Source organism: Mycobacterium sp. UM_CSW, from assembly GCF_000455205.1.
Taxonomy (GTDB): domain Bacteria; phylum Actinomycetota; class Actinomycetes; order Mycobacteriales; family Mycobacteriaceae; genus Mycobacterium.
Map to the genome: position 1 here is coordinate 54,598 of NZ_AUWQ01000026.1, position 17,322 is coordinate 71,919.

Genomic DNA, 17,322 nt, shown 5'->3' on the forward strand with positions numbered 1-17,322 from the left:
CAAGCGCCTATCTGGACTCGGCCAGGGTGGGCCGCAACAACATCCGCGACATCACCGAGCGGGTGACGGCCGCCGGCACCAGCGCGGCGGTCACCCGGTTGATTCGTCCCGGTATGCAATTGGCGCGATTGCGTTCGAGGGCGCGCAGCGCATCACGGGCGCAAACGTCCGGCGCCATGGGCGATATCGGCATCTTGTCGGGGTCGAGGCCCAGGTCGCCCAGCGCCGGCGTGCGGGTGGGCCCCGGGTGCAGCACCGTAACGTGCACCCCCTGCTTGGCCAGCTCGCCGTGCAGGCCGACGCCGAGGCTGGTGATGTAGGCTTTGGTCGCCGCGGTGTGCGCCATGTAGGGCACGCCATGCACCGCTCCGAGCGCGGAGACCAGCAGGATGCCGCCGCGGCCGCGCCGCACCAGCCGTTCACCGAAGTGGTGCGTCAAGCCCAGGTGTGCGGCGGTGTTCAGCCGCAGGATCGCGCGCTGGGCCTGCAGGTCGGAGCCCACGAGGGCGCCGGGCAGGGCCGTGCCGGCATTGGAGACCAGCAGCCCGACGTCGATGTCGTTGGTGGCCTGGACGATTGGGGTCAGCGAGCCCGGGTCGGACAGGTCGACGCCGACGGCCCGGTAGTCGACGCCGTAGCCCCGGCTCAGCCCTTCCCCTAGCTCCCGCAGCACTGCCAGGCGCCGCGCGACGAGGACCACGTTGATGCCCGAATCGGCGATCTGGTGGGCGAATTCGCGCCCGATTCCCGACGACGCGCCCGTCACGACCGCCCATGGGCCGAACCGATCTGCACTGATGCTCATGCGTGCGAACCTCCGTATCGAGTTAGTTGGATAACTTAACACCGGTGGCAACTGGTCGGCAAGCGTGGGAGAGCAAGTTGCGGATTATTTGCAGTAAAGCTCCTGGAAAATCAACGTTGTCTTGCATCGTCGCTATCGCAGTGGTTAGCGTGTTGGTTAGTTGGCTAACCAACTCTGACCGGACAGGGGTGAGGATGAGTGTCGTCAAACGCTCGTGGATTCCACTGGTCGTCGTGGTCCTGGTCGGCGTCGCGGGTTTCGCCGTCTACCGGTTACATGGCGTCTTCGGCGCGCGCGGCGGCGCGTCGGCCGTCGGCGCCCGCTCCGATGACATCAAGCCCTTCAACCCGAAGCGCGTGACCCTGGAGGTCTTTGGGGCGGAGGGGACCGTAGCGGACATCAACTATCTCGACGTCGACGCCGCACCGCAGCGGGTCGACGGCACGCCGCTGCCGTGGACGTACAGCGTGGCCACGACCGCTCCGGCGGTCAGCGTGAATGTCGTGGCCCAGGGCGACGGTAACGTCATCGGCTGCCGAATCACGGTGAACGGCGACGTCAAGGCGCAGCGAACGGCATCGGGGATCCACCCGCAAACCTATTGCCTGGTGAAGTCCGCGTGATCGCGCGAACGGTCCGCCGGCTGTCGGTGCCCATCCTGCTTTTCTGGCTCGGGCTGGCCGCCGTCACCAATGTCTTTGTACCGCAACTGGAAGCGGTCGGGGAAGCGCACGCCGTTTCGATGAGCCCCGACGACGCCCCGGCGATACAGGCGATGAAGCGTATCGGCCAGGTGTTCGGAGAATTCGACTCCGACAGCGCGGTCATGGTCGTGCTGGAAGGCCAGGCGCCGCTGGGCGACGCGGCGCACCGCTTTTACGACGACCTGATGCGCAGGCTCGCCCGCGACCGCAAGCATGTCGAGCACATCCAAGACTTCTGGGGCGATCCGCTCACCGCTGCCGGGTCACAGAGCGCCGACGGCAAGGCCGCCTACGTTCAGGTTTTCCTCGCGGGCCACCAGGGCGAGACACTGGCCAACGAGTCCGTCGACGCCGTCCGGGGAATCGTGTCAAGTGCGGTGGCGCCCAACGGGGTCCGGGCGTACGTCGCCGGCCCGGCGGCCGTGACCACCGATCAGCTCGAGTTCGGCAACAAGAGCGCCCGCAAGGTGATGGGCGTGACGGTCGGGGTCATCGTGCTGATGCTGCTGATCGTGTACCGCTCCGTGGTCACCGTCCTGCTGACCCTGCTGATGGTCTTCATCGAACTGCCCGCCGTGCAAGGAGTGATCGCATTCCTCGGAAGCCACGGGATCATCGGGCTTTCTACCTTCGCGGTCCAGATCCTGCCGATCCTCGCCATCGCCGCGGGCACCGACTACGCGATATTCATCGTGGGCCGATATCAGGAGGCGCGCCAAGCCGGCCAAGACCGGGAAACCGCCTACTACACCATGTTTGGCGGCAGTGCCCACGTGGTCCTTGGCTCGGGCCTGACCATCGCCGGCGCGATGTTCTGCCTCAGCTTCACCACGCTGCCCTACTTCCAAACCCTGGGCGCGCCGTGCGCGATCGGGATGTTCACCATGGTGGCGGGCGCGCTCACGCTCGGTCCGGCCATCGTCACGTTGGGCAGCCGATTCGGGCTGTTCGATCCAAAACGGAAAATGAAGACGCGTGGATGGCGGCGGGTGGGAACCGCCGTCGTCCGGTGGCCCGCACCGATACTCGCGGCGGCCTCGGCGACCGCGCTCGTCGGGCTGCTCGCCCTGCCGTCGTTCACGACGAGTTACAACGACCGCAATTACCTGCCCCGGATCACCCCGTCCAACATCGGGTATGCCGCGGCCGAGCGGCACTTTTCGCCCGCCCGGTTGAACCCCGACCTGCTGCTGGTGGAGGCCGACCACGACATGCGCAATCCCGCCGACATGCTCGTGCTGGACCGGCTGGCCAAGGGCGTGTTCGGGGCCGACGGCGTCGCCCGCGTTCAATCCATCACCCGTCCGTTGGGCGCCCCAATCACGCACACCTCCATCCCATTTCAGATCAGCATGCAAGGCACCACGCTGACCGAGAACATGAAGTACCTGCATGACCGCATGGCCGACATGCGGGCCATCGCCGACCAGATGACCGGCGTCATCGACACCATGCAACGCATGCTCGCCATGATGCGCGAGCTGGCCGCCACCACACACGACGTCGCCGGCCAGACCAAGCGGATCGTCGATGACACGACCGAAGTGCGCGACCGCATCGCCGATTTCGACGACTTCTTCCGCCCGCTGCGTGGCTACTTCCACTGGGAGCAACACTGTTTCGACATTCCCGTCTGCTGGGCGCTGCGATCGGCATTCGACGCGCTCGACGGCGTCGACACGCTCACCGACGACCTGGGCGGTCTGGTCAAGGACACCGACCGGCTGGACAGCCTGATGCCGCAGCTGATTTCGCTGCTGCCGCCGATCATCGACGCGACGACAACCATGCGCACCATGACCATGACGATGTACAGCACGTTCGCGGGCCTGCTGGACCAGATGGACGCCGCGCAGCAGAACGCCTCCGCGATGGGGAAAGCCTTCGACACGGCCAAGAACGACGACTCGTTCTACCTGCCGCCGGAGGTCTTCGACAACCCCGACTTCAAACGGGGCCTGGCGATGTTCCTCTCGCCGGACGGCAAGGCCGCGCGACTGATCATCACCCACGACGGGGATCCCGCCACCCCCGAAGGCGTCTCGCGCGTCGACGCCATCAAGCAGGCCGCGCGTCACGCCCTCAAAGGGACGCCCTTGGAAGATGCCAGGATCTACCTGGGTGGCACCGCCGCGACGTACAAGGACATGAGCGACGCGGCCAAGTACGACCTGCTGATCGCGGGAATCGCCGCGGCCTGCCTGATCTTCATCATCATGCTGGTGATCACCGGCAGCGTCGTCGCGGCCCTGGTCATCATCGGGACCGTGGTGCTCTCGCTGGGATCGTCGTTCGGGCTGTCGGTGCTGGTGTGGCAGGACATCCTCGGTATTCCGTTGCACTGGTTGGTCATCGCGATGGCGCTGATCGTGCTGCTGGCCGTGGGATCGGACTACAACCTGTTGCTCGTCTCGCGGTTCAAAGAGGAAATCGGCGCCGGAATCAAGACCGGAATCATCCGCGCGATGGGCGGAACCGGGGCGGTGGTGACCTCCGCGGGCCTGGTGTTCGCCTTCACCATGGCGTCCTTCGTGTTCAGCGACCTGCAGATGATCGGTCAGTTCGGGACGATCGTCGGCATCGGCCTGCTTTTCGACACGCTGATCGTGCGGTCGCTGATGACACCGTCGATCGCCGCCCTGCTCGGGCGGTGGTTCTGGTGGCCCCGGCGGGTGGGTCCCCGCCCTCGCGCGCGGGGGCCCCGTCGCACCCCCACCCTGTCGACCCCGACCGCCATCGAAAGCGTGCGCCCATGACCCTCCGCCGCACCAGACACCAGAAGCTGTCCGAGTCGATCCGCATCGCCGCGCCGCCCGACCAGGTGTGGGAACTGATCACCACCGTCGCCGGCATCACGGACTGGTATGACGCGTGGGACGCGGTGGAGCACTCCGCCGGCGAGGAACGACTCCAGGTCGGCACGTCGTTTCGACTGATCCGCCGCCGCAACGGCCGCGACGACACGGCGTTGTGCCGCGTGACCTCGATGCACCCGGGCAGGCGGTTGTGCTGGGTGCAGTACGCCCCCGACCGGCCCGCCATGTCGGTCGAGTTCCAGTTGGCTGCCGAAACCGACGCCGGCACGCTGCTGAGCCACACCAGGAGCTGGCTCGAACCCGGTGATCGCTGATGCCACTCAGCTGGATACCACGAAGCCGGCTGCCACTAAGCTGGCTGCCGTGGAAACCCCCTCGCCCCGGCCCGTGCTGGTCGTCGACTTCGGCGCGCAGTACGCGCAGTTGATCGCGCGCCGGGTCCGCGAGGCGCGGGTGTTTTCCGAGGTCATCCCGCACACCGCCACGGTCGAGGAGATCAAGGACCGGGACCCGGCGGCGATCGTGCTGTCCGGCGGGCCGGCCAGCGTCTACGCCGACGGGGCCCCGCAGCTCGACCCGGCGCTGTTCGACCTCGGGTTACCGGTGTTCGGCATCTGCTACGGCTTTCAGGCCATGGCGCAGGCGCTCGGCGGCACGGTCGCGCACACCGGCACCAGCGAGTACGGCCGCACCCAGCTGAAAGTGGTTGGCGGCGAACTGCATTCGGGCCTGCCCGATGTCCAGCCGGTCTGGATGAGCCACGGCGACGCGGTCACCGCGGCGCCGGACGGGTTCGACGTGGTGGCCAGCAGCGCGGGCGCCGCGGTGGCCGCCTTCGAGAATCGGGGCCGGCGCCTGGCCGGCGTGCAGTACCACCCGGAGGTGATGCACACCCCGCACGGGCAGCAGGTGCTCAGCCGGTTCCTGCACGACTTCGCCGGGCTCGGCGCGGAGTGGACGCCGGCCAACATCGCCGACGCGCTCGTCGAGCAGGTGCGCGCCCAGATCGGTGACGGCCACGCCATCTGTGGGCTGTCCGGCGGGGTGGACTCGGCGGTGGCCGCCGCGTTGGTGCAGCGGGCCATCGGCGACCGACTGACCTGTGTGTTCGTCGACCACGGGTTGTTGCGCGCCGGCGAGCGCGACCAGGTGCAGCGCGATTTCGTGGCCGCCACCGGCGCAAACCTGGTCACCGTCGACGCCGCGGACACCTTCCTGCAGGCGCTGTCGGGCGTGACCAACCCTGAAGGCAAGCGCAAGATCATCGGCCGCCAGTTCATCCGGGCATTCGAGGGCGCGGTGCGAGAGATTGTGGTAGACAGCGGGTCTGAGGTCGAGTTTTTGGTCCAGGGCACGCTGTATCCCGACGTGGTGGAGTCCGGCGGCGGCAGCGGCACCGCGAACATCAAGAGCCACCACAACGTCGGCGGCCTGCCCGACGACCTGAAGTTCAAGCTCGTCGAGCCGTTGCGGCTGCTGTTCAAGGACGAGGTGCGCGCGGTCGGGCGGGAGCTGGGCCTCCCGGAGGAAATCGTTGCGCGCCAACCGTTTCCGGGACCCGGCCTGGGAATCCGGATCGTCGGCGAGGTCACCGCGCAGCGGCTGGACACGCTGCGGCGCGCCGATGAGATCGCGCGCGAGGAGCTCACCGCCGCCGGCCTGGACAAGCAGATCTGGCAGTGCCCGGTGGTGCTGCTGGGCGACGTCCGGTCGGTCGGCGTGCAGGGCGACAACCGGACCTACGGCCACCCAATCGTGCTGCGGCCGGTTTCCAGCGAGGACGCCATGACCGCCGACTGGACCCGGGTGCCCTACGAGGTGCTGGAGCGCATCTCGACCCGGATCACCAACGAGGTGGCCGAGGTCAACCGCGTGGTGCTGGACATCACCAGCAAGCCGCCCGGCACCATCGAGTGGGAGTAGCTCGGCGGTTTATGCCCGCGCCTCCGTTGTGAGGCCCGGCCAGGCGGCCATCGCGGCCGCGACTGCACCCATGAGCGCTTTGCGGGAGGCGCCGTCGCCGGCGCGCACGGCCAGGCCGTGAATCACGGTGGCGTAGAACGACGCGATGGTATCGATGTCGGTCGATGCCGCTAGTTCACCTTCGTCGACCGCGCGGGCGAGCCGCGCCTTGATGACTTTCGGTGTCTGCCGGCGGATGGCCTGTAGGTAGTCCTGAGCCCCGCTATTGGCCGGCGTGCAATTCGTCGCACCCAGCACCAGCAAGCACCCGTGGGGTTGCCCTGAGCGGCTGAAGGATTCAGCGGTGAGTCGCAGCATCTCGTGCAGAGCTTCGCGAGCGGTCGGAGTTTCGTGCAACGCGTGCAGCGCGGGCGCGCCGACTGTCTGCTGGTAGGCATCGACGGCTTGACGAAACAGGGCCTCTTTGGACCCGAACGCGTGGTACAGGCTGGTCGCGCTGATATCGCCCATCGCAGCCAACAGGTCCTCCAGGGTGGTGCCCTCGTAGCCGCGTTCCCAGAACAACATCATCGCGCTGTGCAGCGCCTCGTCGCGGTCGAACCCCGGCGGTCGTCCTCTCTTCGCCATGTCCTCCTCCATTTCTGTAGGTGATACTACATAAACTCTTGACACGGTCGCTTCCAGCCCGCCACTATTTCTGTAGGAAGGACTACAAAATAGCGAAGGGTAAGAGGATGGGCGGTTCTGCACAACCTGTCGTGCTCCTCACCGGCGGCACCACCGGCATCGGATACGCGAGCGCAGTGGCGCTACACAAACGGGGTTACGCGGTGCTGGTGACCGGCAACAATCCGGCCAGGCTGGCAGCTGCGCGTGACGGTATGCCCGCCGATATCGTTGTACTGCAGGCAGATTCGGCAGATGTCGCGTCGGCAGATCTGATCGCTGATGAACTGCGGCGGCGGTGGGGCGGTGTCGATGCTGTCGTGCTCAACGCGGGCATCGGGCGGATGTTGCCGATCGAGGCCGTCGACGAAGGGATCTTCGACGAGCACTTCGCGGTCAACGTGAAAGGCCCGTTCTTCACTCTGCAGAAGGTGCTGCCCCTGCTGCCGTCGGGCGGGTCGATCGTCATCACCAGTGCGGTCGGGACGTATCTGGGCGCGCCGAACTGGTCGGTGTACACCGCCACCAAGGGCGCCTTGGCGGCCATGGTGCGTGCGCTGGCCGCTGAACTCGCGCCGCGTGGAATCCGGGTGAATTCGGTGAGCCCGGGTCCGATCGACAACGCCGCCTTCGACAAACTCGGAATGCCGCCCGACGAATTGGCGGCCTTCAAAGCCCTGTTGCCCCAGCGTATTCCGATGGGCCGCTTCGGTGTCGAGGACGAGACCGCGCGCCTCATCGCCTTCCTGGTGTCGCCCGAGGCGAGTTTCATCACTGGCGAAGACATCCGTGTCGACGGCGGCCTGGCCGCCACTCTCTGAACCGACGCCAGCTGATCCCACCCCTGCCTTACCGGCTCGCCTCACCCACCCACGGAGACAAACCATGACCCATAACCCCATCCTGGTCACCGGAGCCACCGGCCGCGTCGGCCGCCACCTCGTCACCCAGCTCGCCGCCGCCGGGCATCCGGTCCGAGCTCTGATTCGAGATCCGTCCAAAGCCGCCACGTTCCCGCCCTCCGTCGAGGCGGTAGTGGCCGACCTGACCGAACCCCGGTCGCTGACCGCCGCGTTCGACCGAGCCGAGCGGGTGTTCGTGTTGGCCCCAACCCCGCCGATACCGGATATGGAACGACTGGAGATCAACGCGTTCGTCGCCGCCGAACAAGCCGGCGCTCGCCACATCGTCTACCTGTCCAACTTCGGTGCCGGCCGCTTCCACCACCCGCTGTTCACCGCACACGGCGCCAACGAATGGCGCCTCCGCTCCCTGGCCGTCGAGTGGACCATCCTGCGCCCCACCCGATTCATGACCGAAGTGCCGTTCACCTGGCACGGCATCCACACCGAGGCGACCCTGCGCGAACCCGTCGGCGGTCAGCCGCTGACCATCGTCGATCCGCACGACATCGCCGCGGCCGCAGCGCTGATCCTGACCACCGATGGTCATGCCTCCCGCATCTACGAACTCACCGGTCAGGCCATCACCGGCCCCCAGATCGCCGAGCACCTTTCCGCAACCTTGAACCGACCGATCGGATTCGAAGATTGCACCGAGGACGTCTTCGACCGCGACCTCGCCGACGGCGGGGTGCCCGCGGCAGTGATCGAGATCCTGCACGAAGTCTTTCGCACCGTGCGCCAAGGCCACTGGTACGACACCCCCACCCTGGCGAACCTGCTCGGGCGCCCGCCCCGCAGCTACGCCGACTGGCTGCGCGACAACCGCGAGCTGCTTCCGGCCGACCGTGAGGCGCTCAAGTGAGCAAACCTCGAGCCGAGCTTCCCGCGGCGATGCTGCGCTTCTCCAAAGTCCCGGCCGCGCTGCTGCGTGCCGGCATTCCCCTTGGCCCCCTGTACCTTCTCGAGAGCCGCGGCCGGCGCAGCGGAACGCTGCACTCCGTCCCCGTGGTCGTCTTCCGCCACGACGACGGCCGCTGGCTGGTGTCGATGTACGGCGAAACCGGGTGGGTCGCCAACGTGCGAGACGCCGGCACGGCTGTCATCCGGCGCGGGCGCCGGGCGGAGACCATCCACTGCACCGAAGTCACCGACAACCGCCGCGCCGAGGTCGCCATGCACCTGCGACGCAAATTCGGTTTCATCCCGTTCGTCCGGGCCGCGTTCAACGCCAACCCGAGCGACGGCCCGGGCGCTTTCCAGGCCGAACAGCGCCGCCACCCGGCATTCCTCATCGCGCGGGAGTAACTACTCCACGAATTCGCGCTTGCCGTAGGCGATCGTGGCGGCCTCCCAATTGCCGCCGGCCGCGCCGACGAGTCGGCGGGCGACGTCTCGATCGTCGTTTCCGGCGACCAGGATCAGGGTGTGGTCGGTCGTGGTGACGGATCCGCCCCGGATGCGGTCGCGGGCGACCGGGTCGCCCGCCAGCGCGTCGCCGAAGCGGGCGACGTCGACATCCGGCACGGCGATGATGATCGCGTCCGCTTCCGGCGCACGCTCGTAGTCGAAGGTCAGCACCGCTTCCTGGTCGAACTGGCGGCGCAGCGCCTCGGCGGCGGTGTGCAACGAGCCGTCGGCGCCGCACAGGTGAAATTCCTGCGAGCGCTCCAGGGTGTTGCGCTGCAGCGCGCTCGACCAGTACACGCCGTCGAGCGGAGTCGATCCCGTCACCGTCGCGCCGCTGAGCGTGATCGCCGCGGTGGCTTGCGCCTCGAACAGGGGATCGGTGTTGTCGGTGGCGAACAGCTCCGCCGGTCGGCAGGGAGCGGCGGCGCTCGGAGCCGAAAAAGTGCAGCAAAAAAGCACCATCAGCCACACCAGCAACGACCGCATAAAGCAGCCTCTCACGTTTCTTGACGCTTGTCGGAGGGTGGGTGTTTACTCGCGAATGTATCGAACATACATTCGAACAGGAGGCAGTCATGACCGCGGCTTTGGCCTCCGATAACCGCGCTGAGCAGCTGGAATCGCTGCGCAGGCGGATGGCTGCAATGTCCGGGCGAACCCCCGACCCGCTGCCGGATTCGGAATCCGTGGTGGCGCTCCCGCGGTGGCTGGCGGAGTCGCTGCCGGTGCCGTTGCCGCGCGGAACGGTGGCGGTGTGCTCAGGGGCCCGGTCGCTGCTGCTGAGCATGGTGGCCTCGGTGACGGCGGCCGGGGGCAACGTCGCCATCGTCGGCCAGCCGGACATCGGGCTGCTGGCCGCGGCGGAGATGGGGGCGGACCTGAGCCGGCTCGCGGTGATACCGGATCCCGGAACCGATCCGGTCGAGGTGGCCGCGGTGCTCATCGACGGCATGGACCTGGTGGTGCTCGGCCTGGGCGGGCGGCAGGTGTCGCACACCCGGGCGCGGGCGGTGGTGGCGCGGGCCCGCAACAAGGGTTGCACCCTGCTGGTCACCGACGGCGACTGGCAGGGGGCGCCGACGCGGCTCGCGGCCCGGGTCTGCGGCTATGAGATCACTTCGGCTTCTTCAGGGGTTCCCGCCCCGGGCTTCGGCCGGATCGGCAGGGTGCGGCTGCAGATCAGCGGAGTGTGCGCGGGCAGACGGGTGATCGGCCGGGCGCGGGCGGGGTGACTCCCGTGGCATCCCGGGCCCTGGCGATCTGGTGCATGGACTGGCCGGCGGTCGCGGCGGCGGCCGCGGCGGACCTGCCCGCGACGGCCCCGATCGCGGTCACGCTGGCCAACCGGGTGATCGCCTGCTCGTCGGGCGCCCGCGCGGCGGGAGTGCGGCGCGGGCTGCGGCGACGGGAGGCGGCGGCGCGTTGTCCGCAACTGCACGTCGCGCCGGCCGACGCCGACCGCGACGCCCGCTTCTTCGAACCGGTGATCGCCGCGGTGGACGACCTGGTGCCCCGCGCCGAGGTGCTGCGGCCCGGGCTGCTGGTGCTGCCGGTGCGCGGGGCGGCCCGCTTCTTCGGGTCCGAGGAGCAGGCGGCCGAGCGGCTGATCGACGCGGTCGCCGCGGCCGGCGCCGAGTGCCAGGTGGGCATCGCCGACCAGCTGTCCACCGCGGTCTTCGCCGCGCGGGCTGGCCGGATCGTCGAGGTAGATGGCGACGCGAGGTTCCTGTCGGTGCTATCGATCCGGCAGCTCGCCACCGAGCCGAGCCTGTCCGGTCCGGGGCGAGAAGAGCTGACGGATCTGTTGTGGCGGATGGGAATTCGCACCATCGGGCAGTTCGCCGCGCTGTCTCGGACCGACGTGGCCTCCCGGTTCGGCGCCGACGGGGTGGCCGCGCACCGGTTCGCCCGCGGCGAACCCGAGCGTGGGCCGTCCGGGCGCGAGCCGCCGCCGGAGCTCGAGGCGGTGCTGGATTGCGACCCGCCGATCGACCGGGTCGATGCCGCGGCCTTCGCCGGCCGCTTCCTGGCCGGCGCGCTGCATCAGGCGCTGATGGCCGCGGGTGTGGGCTGCACCCGGCTGGCCATCCACGCCGTCACCGCCAACGGCGAAGAGCTGCAACGGGTGTGGCGGTGCGCCGAGCCGTTGACCGAGGACGCCACCGCCGACCGGGTGCGCTGGCAGCTGGACGGATGGCTGAGCAGCCGATCCGACCGCACCCCGCGCCCGACCGCGCCGGTGACGCTGTTGCGGCTGCAGGCGGTGGAGGTGGTGTCCGCCGAGGCGCTGCAGTTGCCGCTGTGGGGTGGGCTCGGCGAGGAGGACAGGCTGCGGGCCCGTCGGGCGCTGGTGCGGGTGCAGGGCCTGCTCGGCCCGGAGGCGGTGCGGGTGCCGGTGCTTTCCGGCGGGCGGGGGCCCGCCGAACGCATCACGCTGACCCCGCTGGGCGACGAGCCGGTGCCGCACGCCGACCCGGGTCCGCCGTGGCCCGGTCAACTGCCCGAGCCGTCGCCGGCCGTGCTGCTGGACGACCCGGTGGATCTGCTTGACGCCCAAGGCAATCCGATACGCGTCACCGCCCGGGGGATGTTCTCGGCCGACCCCGCCTATCTGACCGTGCGCGGCCGGGACCAGGGGCTGCGCTGGTGGGCCGGGCCGTGGCCGGTCGACGAGCGGTGGTGGGATCCCGACGCGAAGGGCCGCGCCGCCCGCGCCCAGGTCTTGCTGGAGGACGAGCGGGCGTTTCTGCTGTGTTACCGCCAGCGGCGCTGGTATCTCGAGGGCTCCTACGAGTAGCGCTGCGACTCAAGGTGTTCAAGCCTTCGGTACCGTGGTGGTCGAAGTCATTCGGTGTCGAGTCAAGGAGTAAGGATGGCGGCTGAAATCGGCCGGCGGGTCGACGACGTCCTCGCACGAAGCACGGGCGCCGTCCTCGAAGCTGCGCATGCGACGGTGCTCCACCTGAGCCGGATGATCGGCGCCGTGTCGGAGGCCGCGTCGAGGGCCGTCTCAAAAGTCGGCAGCGAGGCCGATGACTTGGTCTGGTCTTACCGGCATGTCGCCGGCAACCGCGCAGACTCGCCGGACTCGGGCCGTCCCGACAACCTGATCGACATCCGCTCGGTCAGATCCGCCGCGCGAACGGCCCGACCCGCTCGATGAACCGCTCGAAGAACACCGAAGCGTCCACGTCAACACCGATCAGCGCGTTGGCTTTTCGATCCCCCGACCAATCGGGGGTCGTCACGCCCCGGGTCGGCGGGTCCGCCAGCTCGATGTCCACCGTCGCCGCCCGGGTCGTTATCAGCTGCGGGTCCAGCGCCGCCGCGGCGGCCAGCGGGTCGTGCATGTAGGCAACGTAGCCATGGCCACGGTCCTGGTGGGATTCGAAGTAGAACCGCATCGCGTCCTCGATCACGCCGACCAACCGCGACGGACCGCACGCGGCCGCCAGCTCGGCCAGGATCTCGGGTGTCATCGCGACGCGCCGGGTGAGGTCCAAGCCGCAGACGATCGGAAGTCGTTGCTGCCCAGCCCAGCCGGCGAAGACCTCGCCGGCCGCCTCGGGATCCACCCGGACGTTCCACTCGGCCATCGGGTTTATGTCGCCGTCGAACGAGCCGCCCATGATCACCAGCCGTCGCAGCAGCGCCGGCAGCGCCGGTTCGGCACGCAGCGCGAGCGCCAGGTTGGTCAGCGGGCCGGTGACCAGCCCGACCAGCTCCCCGGGATGGGCGCGTGCCGCGGCCACCCACGCGGCGGTGGCGTCGTGGTCGGTGAGCCGCCGGTCGGTGCGGGGCAGCTCGGCATATCCCAAACCCTTGGGGCCGTGGAACTTCGAGTGATGCGGCCAGTGGCCGCACAGCGGGTCGTCGGCGCCCTTGGATACGGGTATCGCTGGGGCCCGGCACAATTCGAGCAAGCGCAGGTTGTTTTCGCAGACCTGCTCGACGTGGATGTTGCCGCCGGTGGAGGCGATGCCCACCACGTCGGCGTCGGCGCTGGCCAGCAGGTAGATCAACGCCATCGCGTCGTCGATCCCGGTGTCGACGTCGACGAAAACGCGGTTCACCGCCGTGAGTTTACGGCCAGGCGGACGCGAACGTGATCACCAGGACGTCGCGCTGCGCCGGCCCGGAGCCGTCGATCGGCCGGATCGGCGACACCGCGTGCAGGGTGCGGCGGTCGTCGCCCAGCATCAGCGTCCCCGGCTCGGCCAGCGTCGCCGCCATCAGCCGGCGACCCTCGAGGTCGCACACCGTGCTCTCGCCGCCGATGGCGTTGCGCCGCCCGATCAGCAGCGAGCTGACCAGGGTGACGCCGTCGCGGTGCAGGCCCTCGGGCGTCGGGCTGCCCCTGCTGTCCCCGTCGTCCGCGCAGCAGCGGATGCGAAACGGGTGCACCTTGACGTTCCAGTCGGCCACGTCGTCCAGGGCGGCGGCGACCCGGGCCAGCAGCCCGATCACCTTGTGCAGCAGGGGATCCGCGGCGAACGCGTCGGTCAGCGGCTCGAACTCACGGTCCCTGCCGACGTAGAGCGGGTTGGAGTCCTGCGGTTGGACGAACGCGAGCTTGGGCATCGGGCGCAGCACGCCGTCGCGAAACGAGTATTGGCCGTAGCGCCGCAGCCGCCGGACGCCCAGCTCGGCCGCGTAGGGGTCGGGAGCCAACTGCCGCCAATGCCGGGCGAACCGCGTCCACTCTTCGCGGCCGACCTCGAGGCTGCGCGTCACGTCGAACGACGGCAGCACGGCGACGCCGGTAGTGGCGACCAGCCGGCCCGCGGCGGCCACCGCGTCGGCGTCCGTCCACTTTTCGCAAAGGACCATCGCGCCGGAATACCGCAAACCGGCATGGCTAAAACCCCGGGTTTACCAGTGCACTCCGGGCACCAGTCGCACCAGCCGCTTGACCGGTCGCGGCGTGCGGACGCCGGTGACGGCGCGCACCGGGCGCCGCGGCCGGCGGTTCGGCGTGGGGGCTTGGGTGGGCAGCCCGCGGGCCGCGGCGGAATCCGGGTAGCCGAGGTAGAGCTGGTGCAGGATGCGCCGCGACGTCCTGGGCGCAAAGTAGTTGCCGGCTTCGGCCAGGGTGCCAAGGGGCGTGTCGATGCGGGCCGGCTTGTCGACGAGGCCGCGCACCACCATCGCCGCCGCGCGCTCGGGGCTGATCGCGGGAACCGGGTTGAGCCGGTGCGACGGCGCGATCATGGGCGTGCGGACCAGCGGCATGTGGATGTTGGTGAACGTGATGTGGTCGGACAGCGTCTCCGACCCGACGACGTCGGCGAACGCGTCGAGCGCCGCCTTGGTCGGAAGGTACGAGCTGTATTTGGGGTTGCGGGCCTGCACGCCCGCGCTGGACACGTTGACCACGTGACCGAAGCGCCGCTCGCGCCAGTGGGGCAGTAGCGCCAGCACCATGCGCACCGCGCCGAAGTAGTTGACCGCCATCACCCGCTCGTAGTCGTGCAGCCGGTCGGTTGAGTTGACCACGGAGCGCCGGATCGACCGGCCGGCGTTGTTGACCAGGTAGTCGACGTGGTCGAAGCGGCCCAGGATGTCCTTGATGGTGTGCTCGACCGACGCGGAATCGGTGACGTCGCAGGCGAACGCATGCGCCTGTCCACCGCCCGCGCGGATCTGGGCGACCAGCTCGTCGAGCGCGTCGGCGTTGCGGGCCAGCGCGAACACCGTCGCACCCTTTTCCGCGACCGCGATCGCCGACGCCCGCCCGATCCCGCTGGACGCGCCGGTGATGATGACGTGCCGGCCCGCCAAGGGGCCCCTCGGGTCGTCGCGCCGCGCCCGGTCGGGGTCCAGGTGCTCGGCCCAGTATCGCCACAGCGCGGGCGCGTAGCTGGCGAATTCCGGGACTTCGATTCCCGTTCCCCGCAACGCTTTTCGGGTCTCGTCGCTGACGAACGTGGGCTTCAGGTCGACGACGTCGAAGATCTCGGCGGGGATCCCGAGCTGGGTGGCCGCCATGTTGCGCAGCACCCGAGCGCGCCCGCGCACCTTGAGCACCGGCGCGGCCACCGCGCCGGGCAGCGACCCGCGCATCGGCGGCAGGCCGGCCTCCTTGGCGACGCCGCGGTAAATGCCGCGCAGCCCAACGGTTTTCGGCGCGGTCAGGTGGAACGTCCGGCCGTCGCACCCCTCGGCGTGCATGAGCGCCACCAGGGCGTCGACGACGTAGTCGACCGGGACGATGTTGGCGCGCCCCGTGTCGGGCAGCACGATCGGGGTGAACCGGGGAAGCGTCGCCAGCTTGGCCAAGACGCCGAAGAAGTGGTATGGCCCGTCGACCGTGTCCATCTCGCCGGTGACCGAATCGCCCACCACGACCGCCGGGCGATAGACGCGGTAGCGCAGCCCGGGTGTCGACCGCACCAGCGACTCGGCCTCGAACGTCGTCCGCTGATAGGGAGTCGGCAGCTGCTGGCCGACGTCGAAGTCGTCCTCGGTGTACTCGCCGCGGAAGTCGCCCGCCACGGCGATCGACGACACGTGGTGCAGCGTGGCGTCCAGCCGCGTCGCCAGCTCGATGACCGCGCGCGTGCCCTCGGCGTCGACCGCCGCGCAGTGCACGAGGTGATCGATGCGGCCCAGCTCGGCCAGCGTCTCGTCGGTCAGGCCCAGCTCCGGCAGCTCGCCGACCAGCGGCTTGACCCGTTCGCCCCAGTCGACGGCCAGGCGCTCGAACCGCCCCAGCGACCGGCGGCGGGCCAGCACCCACACCTGGGCGTCGGGCTCGGTGGCTAGCAGACGAGATACGACGCGGCGCCCGATAAACCCGGTACCGCCGGTAACGACATACCGCATTCGGTCATGGTAGCGGTCAGCCGTTGAAGTTGCGGATGCCGTCCCAATCCTCGAGCGTCCAGCCGGTCGCCGGGTTGCCGCTGATCACCACGCGGCCGGTGTTGGGCAGCGGGTGGCTGGTGCGCAGGCTGTCCTTGGCGTTCTTCACGTTCATCAGCACCCAGTACTCGATGGAGTAAAGGTGCGCGAACACCACCGGCTTGCTGTGGCCGCTGTCGTAGATCTTCTGCACCGCACCGGTGAACCGGTCGTTGAACTCCTTGCCGGAGATCGAGCCGGGGATGCTGTTCTGGGTGTCGCCGGCCAGCCAGTCCGCCGGGGCCAGCAGGTACGTCGTCGGGTCCATCGAGATCGGCTTGCCCTCGAACCAGCCGGCGTTGATCTCCTGGATGCCCTGCAGCACCTCCACCTGTTTGCCGAGTTCGGCAGCCAACGGCGCGGCGGTCTGCTGGGCCCTCGTCATGGTGGAGGCGTAGACGGCGTCGTAGTGCTCGCGGCCGAGCTGATGCGCGACCTGCTCGGCCTGGGACTTGCCCTCCGGGCTCAGGCCGGGACCCGGCACGCTGGTGTCGATGACCCCGCTGGCGTTGGCCTCCGACTGCGCATGCCGGATGAACGTGATCGTGATGCTGCGCACCTGTGGTGATCCGCCGCAGGCGCCGACGATCATCACCGCGGCGAGCGCGGCCACGAATTTCCAGGACATGCTCCCCTTGCGCATGTCGATAGCCTGCCCTGCCGACGGTGCTGGGGGGAAGGGTTTGCGATGGTTAGGTGCAGAAAATCCTCGAAAGGAGCCCCCTATGGCGATTGACCCGAGTGCGGTCGGCGCGATGAGCGACCCCATGCTGTTCGAATGGACGGACCGGGAGACGCTGCTTTACGCGCTCGGCGTGGGTTGCGGCACCGACGACCTGTCGTTCACCACCGAGAACAGCCATGACATCACCCAGCAGGTGCTGCCCACCTATGCGGTGATCTGCTGCCCGGCGTTCGGGGCGGCGGGCAAGATCGGAACGTTCAACTGGGCCATGCTCTTACACGGATCGCAGGGCGTCCGGTTGCACGCGCCGCTGCCGCCCGCGGGGAAGCTGTCGGTGGTCTCCGAGGTCACCGACATTCAGGACAAGGGCGAGGGCAAGAACGCGGTCGTGATGTTGCGCGCCCGCGGCACCGACCCGGACTCGGGGACGCTGATCGCCGAAACGACGACGACCTTCGTCGTGCGCGGCGCGGGCGGTTTCGGGGGAGTGCCCGGCCAGCGGCCGGTC

General features: G+C 69.0%; 17 protein-coding genes and 1 pseudogene. 11 read left to right on the forward strand and 7 right to left on the reverse strand.

Annotated elements, in window-relative coordinates; genetic code table 11:
- Nucleotides 1-7: 7 nt before the first annotated feature.
- Nucleotides 8-805 carry an SDR family NAD(P)-dependent oxidoreductase gene (locus N415_RS11035; protein WP_068180924.1) on the reverse strand — a complete coding sequence of 266 codons (798 nt, stop codon included), beginning with the start codon at nt 803-805 and terminating at the stop codon, nt 8-10.
- 194 nt (nt 806-999) lie between these two features.
- On the opposite strand from N415_RS11035, the gene N415_RS11040 reads away from it, so the two are divergent.
- Genes N415_RS11040 through guaA form a run of 4 tightly spaced genes read left to right on the forward strand, consistent with a single transcriptional unit; the run spans nt 1,000 to nt 6,248 of the window.
- Entirely contained in the window at nt 1,000-1,428 is a 429-nt protein-coding gene (locus tag N415_RS11040; protein WP_068180927.1) for an MmpS family transport accessory protein, read from the forward strand.
- Nucleotides 1,425-4,265, forward strand: coding sequence for an MMPL family transporter (locus tag N415_RS11045; RefSeq protein WP_275450752.1), 2,841 nt, complete (start codon nt 1,425-1,427; stop codon nt 4,263-4,265). Before N415_RS11040 ends, N415_RS11045 begins: the two co-directional genes overlap by 4 nt.
- Nucleotides 4,262-4,639, forward strand: coding sequence for an SRPBCC family protein (locus N415_RS11050; RefSeq protein ID WP_068180934.1), 378 nt, complete (start codon nt 4,262-4,264; stop codon nt 4,637-4,639). The genes N415_RS11045 and N415_RS11050 overlap by 4 nt, the downstream gene beginning before the upstream one ends.
- A gap of 40 nt (nt 4,640-4,679) precedes the next feature.
- Nucleotides 4,680-6,248, forward strand: a complete 1,569-nt coding sequence (gene guaA, locus N415_RS11055; protein WP_193376432.1) for a glutamine-hydrolyzing GMP synthase — start codon at nt 4,680-4,682, stop codon at nt 6,246-6,248.
- Nucleotides 6,249-6,257: 9 nt separating this feature from the next.
- Here guaA and N415_RS11060 read toward each other — a convergent pair whose 3' ends face one another.
- A complete protein-coding gene (locus N415_RS11060; protein ID WP_068180987.1) occupies nt 6,258-6,875 on the reverse strand; it encodes a TetR/AcrR family transcriptional regulator in 618 nt (205 codons plus the stop codon).
- 107 nt (nt 6,876-6,982) lie between these two features.
- On the opposite strand from N415_RS11060, the gene N415_RS11065 reads away from it, so the two are divergent.
- The 3 genes from N415_RS11065 (at nt 6,983) to N415_RS11075 (ending at nt 9,124) form a co-directional block, all read left to right on the forward strand.
- The gene (locus N415_RS11065) at nt 6,983-7,735 is read left to right on the forward strand and encodes an SDR family oxidoreductase (protein ID WP_068180941.1); all 753 of its coding nucleotides are present in this window, start codon (nt 6,983-6,985) and stop codon (nt 7,733-7,735) included.
- 64 nt (nt 7,736-7,799) lie between these two features.
- Nucleotides 7,800-8,681: an NAD(P)H-binding protein gene (locus N415_RS11070; protein WP_068180944.1), complete on the forward strand. Its 882-nt coding sequence runs from the start codon at nt 7,800-7,802 to the stop codon at nt 8,679-8,681.
- Nucleotides 8,678-9,124: a nitroreductase family deazaflavin-dependent oxidoreductase gene (locus N415_RS11075; RefSeq protein ID WP_152531326.1), complete on the forward strand. Its 447-nt coding sequence runs from the start codon at nt 8,678-8,680 to the stop codon at nt 9,122-9,124. Before N415_RS11070 ends, N415_RS11075 begins: the two co-directional genes overlap by 4 nt.
- Here N415_RS11075 and N415_RS11080 read toward each other — a convergent pair whose 3' ends face one another.
- A complete protein-coding gene (locus N415_RS11080; protein WP_239645502.1) occupies nt 9,125-9,712 on the reverse strand; it encodes a hypothetical protein in 588 nt (195 codons plus the stop codon). It abuts the gene before it with no gap.
- An 89-nt stretch (nt 9,713-9,801) separates the two neighbouring features.
- On the opposite strand from N415_RS11080, the gene N415_RS11085 reads away from it, so the two are divergent.
- The 3 genes from N415_RS11085 (at nt 9,802) to N415_RS11095 (ending at nt 12,389) form a co-directional block, all read left to right on the forward strand.
- The gene (locus N415_RS11085) at nt 9,802-10,458 is read left to right on the forward strand and encodes a hypothetical protein (protein ID WP_068180950.1); all 657 of its coding nucleotides are present in this window, start codon (nt 9,802-9,804) and stop codon (nt 10,456-10,458) included.
- Nucleotides 10,459-10,493: 35 nt separating this feature from the next.
- Entirely contained in the window at nt 10,494-12,023 is a 1,530-nt protein-coding gene (locus N415_RS11090) for a DNA polymerase Y family protein (RefSeq protein WP_068180990.1), read from the forward strand.
- A 75-nt stretch (nt 12,024-12,098) separates the two neighbouring features.
- The gene (locus tag N415_RS11095) at nt 12,099-12,389 is read left to right on the forward strand and encodes a hypothetical protein (protein WP_068180953.1); all 291 of its coding nucleotides are present in this window, start codon (nt 12,099-12,101) and stop codon (nt 12,387-12,389) included.
- Here N415_RS11095 and N415_RS11100 read toward each other — a convergent pair.
- From N415_RS11100 to N415_RS11115, 4 genes are read right to left on the reverse strand one after another with little or no spacing between them, the layout of a single operon-like run.
- The gene (locus N415_RS11100; protein WP_068180956.1) at nt 12,352-13,299 is read right to left on the reverse strand and encodes a nucleoside hydrolase; all 948 of its coding nucleotides are present in this window, start codon (nt 13,297-13,299) and stop codon (nt 12,352-12,354) included. The genes N415_RS11095 and N415_RS11100 overlap by 38 nt on opposite strands.
- Nucleotides 13,300-13,309: 10 nt before the next feature.
- The gene (locus N415_RS11105; RefSeq protein ID WP_081665183.1) at nt 13,310-14,056 is read right to left on the reverse strand and encodes a 2OG-Fe dioxygenase family protein; all 747 of its coding nucleotides are present in this window, start codon (nt 14,054-14,056) and stop codon (nt 13,310-13,312) included.
- Nucleotides 14,057-14,098: 42 nt separating this feature from the next.
- Complete coding sequence (locus tag N415_RS11110; RefSeq protein WP_068180959.1) at nt 14,099-16,051, reverse strand: SDR family oxidoreductase; 1,953 nt, start codon at nt 16,049-16,051, stop codon at nt 14,099-14,101.
- 16 nt (nt 16,052-16,067) lie between these two features.
- Entirely contained in the window at nt 16,068-16,772 is a 705-nt protein-coding gene (locus tag N415_RS11115) for a histidine phosphatase family protein (protein WP_068180963.1), read from the reverse strand.
- An 82-nt stretch (nt 16,773-16,854) separates the two neighbouring features.
- On the opposite strand from N415_RS11115, the pseudogene N415_RS11120 reads away from it, so the two are divergent.
- Nucleotides 16,855-17,322, forward strand: a pseudogene (locus tag N415_RS11120) (MaoC family dehydratase N-terminal domain-containing protein); the annotation flags it as partial.

Coding starts and splice junctions, on each gene's coding strand:
- N415_RS11050 (WP_068180934.1), top strand. CDS start 4,262: ATGACCCTCCGCCGCACCAGACACCAGAAGCTGTCCGAGTCGATCCGC.
- N415_RS11060 (WP_068180987.1), bottom strand. CDS start 6,875: ATGGCGAAGAGAGGACGACCGCCGGGGTTCGACCGCGACGAGGCGCTG.
- N415_RS11080 (WP_239645502.1), bottom strand. CDS start 9,712: ATGCGGTCGTTGCTGGTGTGGCTGATGGTGCTTTTTTGCTGCACTTTT.
- N415_RS11110 (WP_068180959.1), bottom strand. CDS start 16,051: ATGCGGTATGTCGTTACCGGCGGTACCGGGTTTATCGGGCGCCGCGTC.
- N415_RS11105 (WP_081665183.1), bottom strand. CDS start 14,056: ATGGTCCTTTGCGAAAAGTGGACGGACGCCGACGCGGTGGCCGCCGCG.
- N415_RS11065 (WP_068180941.1), top strand. CDS start 6,983: ATGGGCGGTTCTGCACAACCTGTCGTGCTCCTCACCGGCGGCACCACC.
- N415_RS11070 (WP_068180944.1), top strand. CDS start 7,800: ATGACCCATAACCCCATCCTGGTCACCGGAGCCACCGGCCGCGTCGGC.
- N415_RS11115 (WP_068180963.1), bottom strand. CDS start 16,772: ATGCGCAAGGGGAGCATGTCCTGGAAATTCGTGGCCGCGCTCGCCGCG.
- N415_RS11035 (WP_068180924.1), bottom strand. CDS start 805: ATGAGCATCAGTGCAGATCGGTTCGGCCCATGGGCGGTCGTGACGGGC.
- N415_RS11040 (WP_068180927.1), top strand. CDS start 1,000: ATGAGTGTCGTCAAACGCTCGTGGATTCCACTGGTCGTCGTGGTCCTG.
- N415_RS11090 (WP_068180990.1), top strand. CDS start 10,494: ATGGACTGGCCGGCGGTCGCGGCGGCGGCCGCGGCGGACCTGCCCGCG.
- N415_RS11085 (WP_068180950.1), top strand. CDS start 9,802: ATGACCGCGGCTTTGGCCTCCGATAACCGCGCTGAGCAGCTGGAATCG.
- N415_RS11095 (WP_068180953.1), top strand. CDS start 12,099: ATGGCGGCTGAAATCGGCCGGCGGGTCGACGACGTCCTCGCACGAAGC.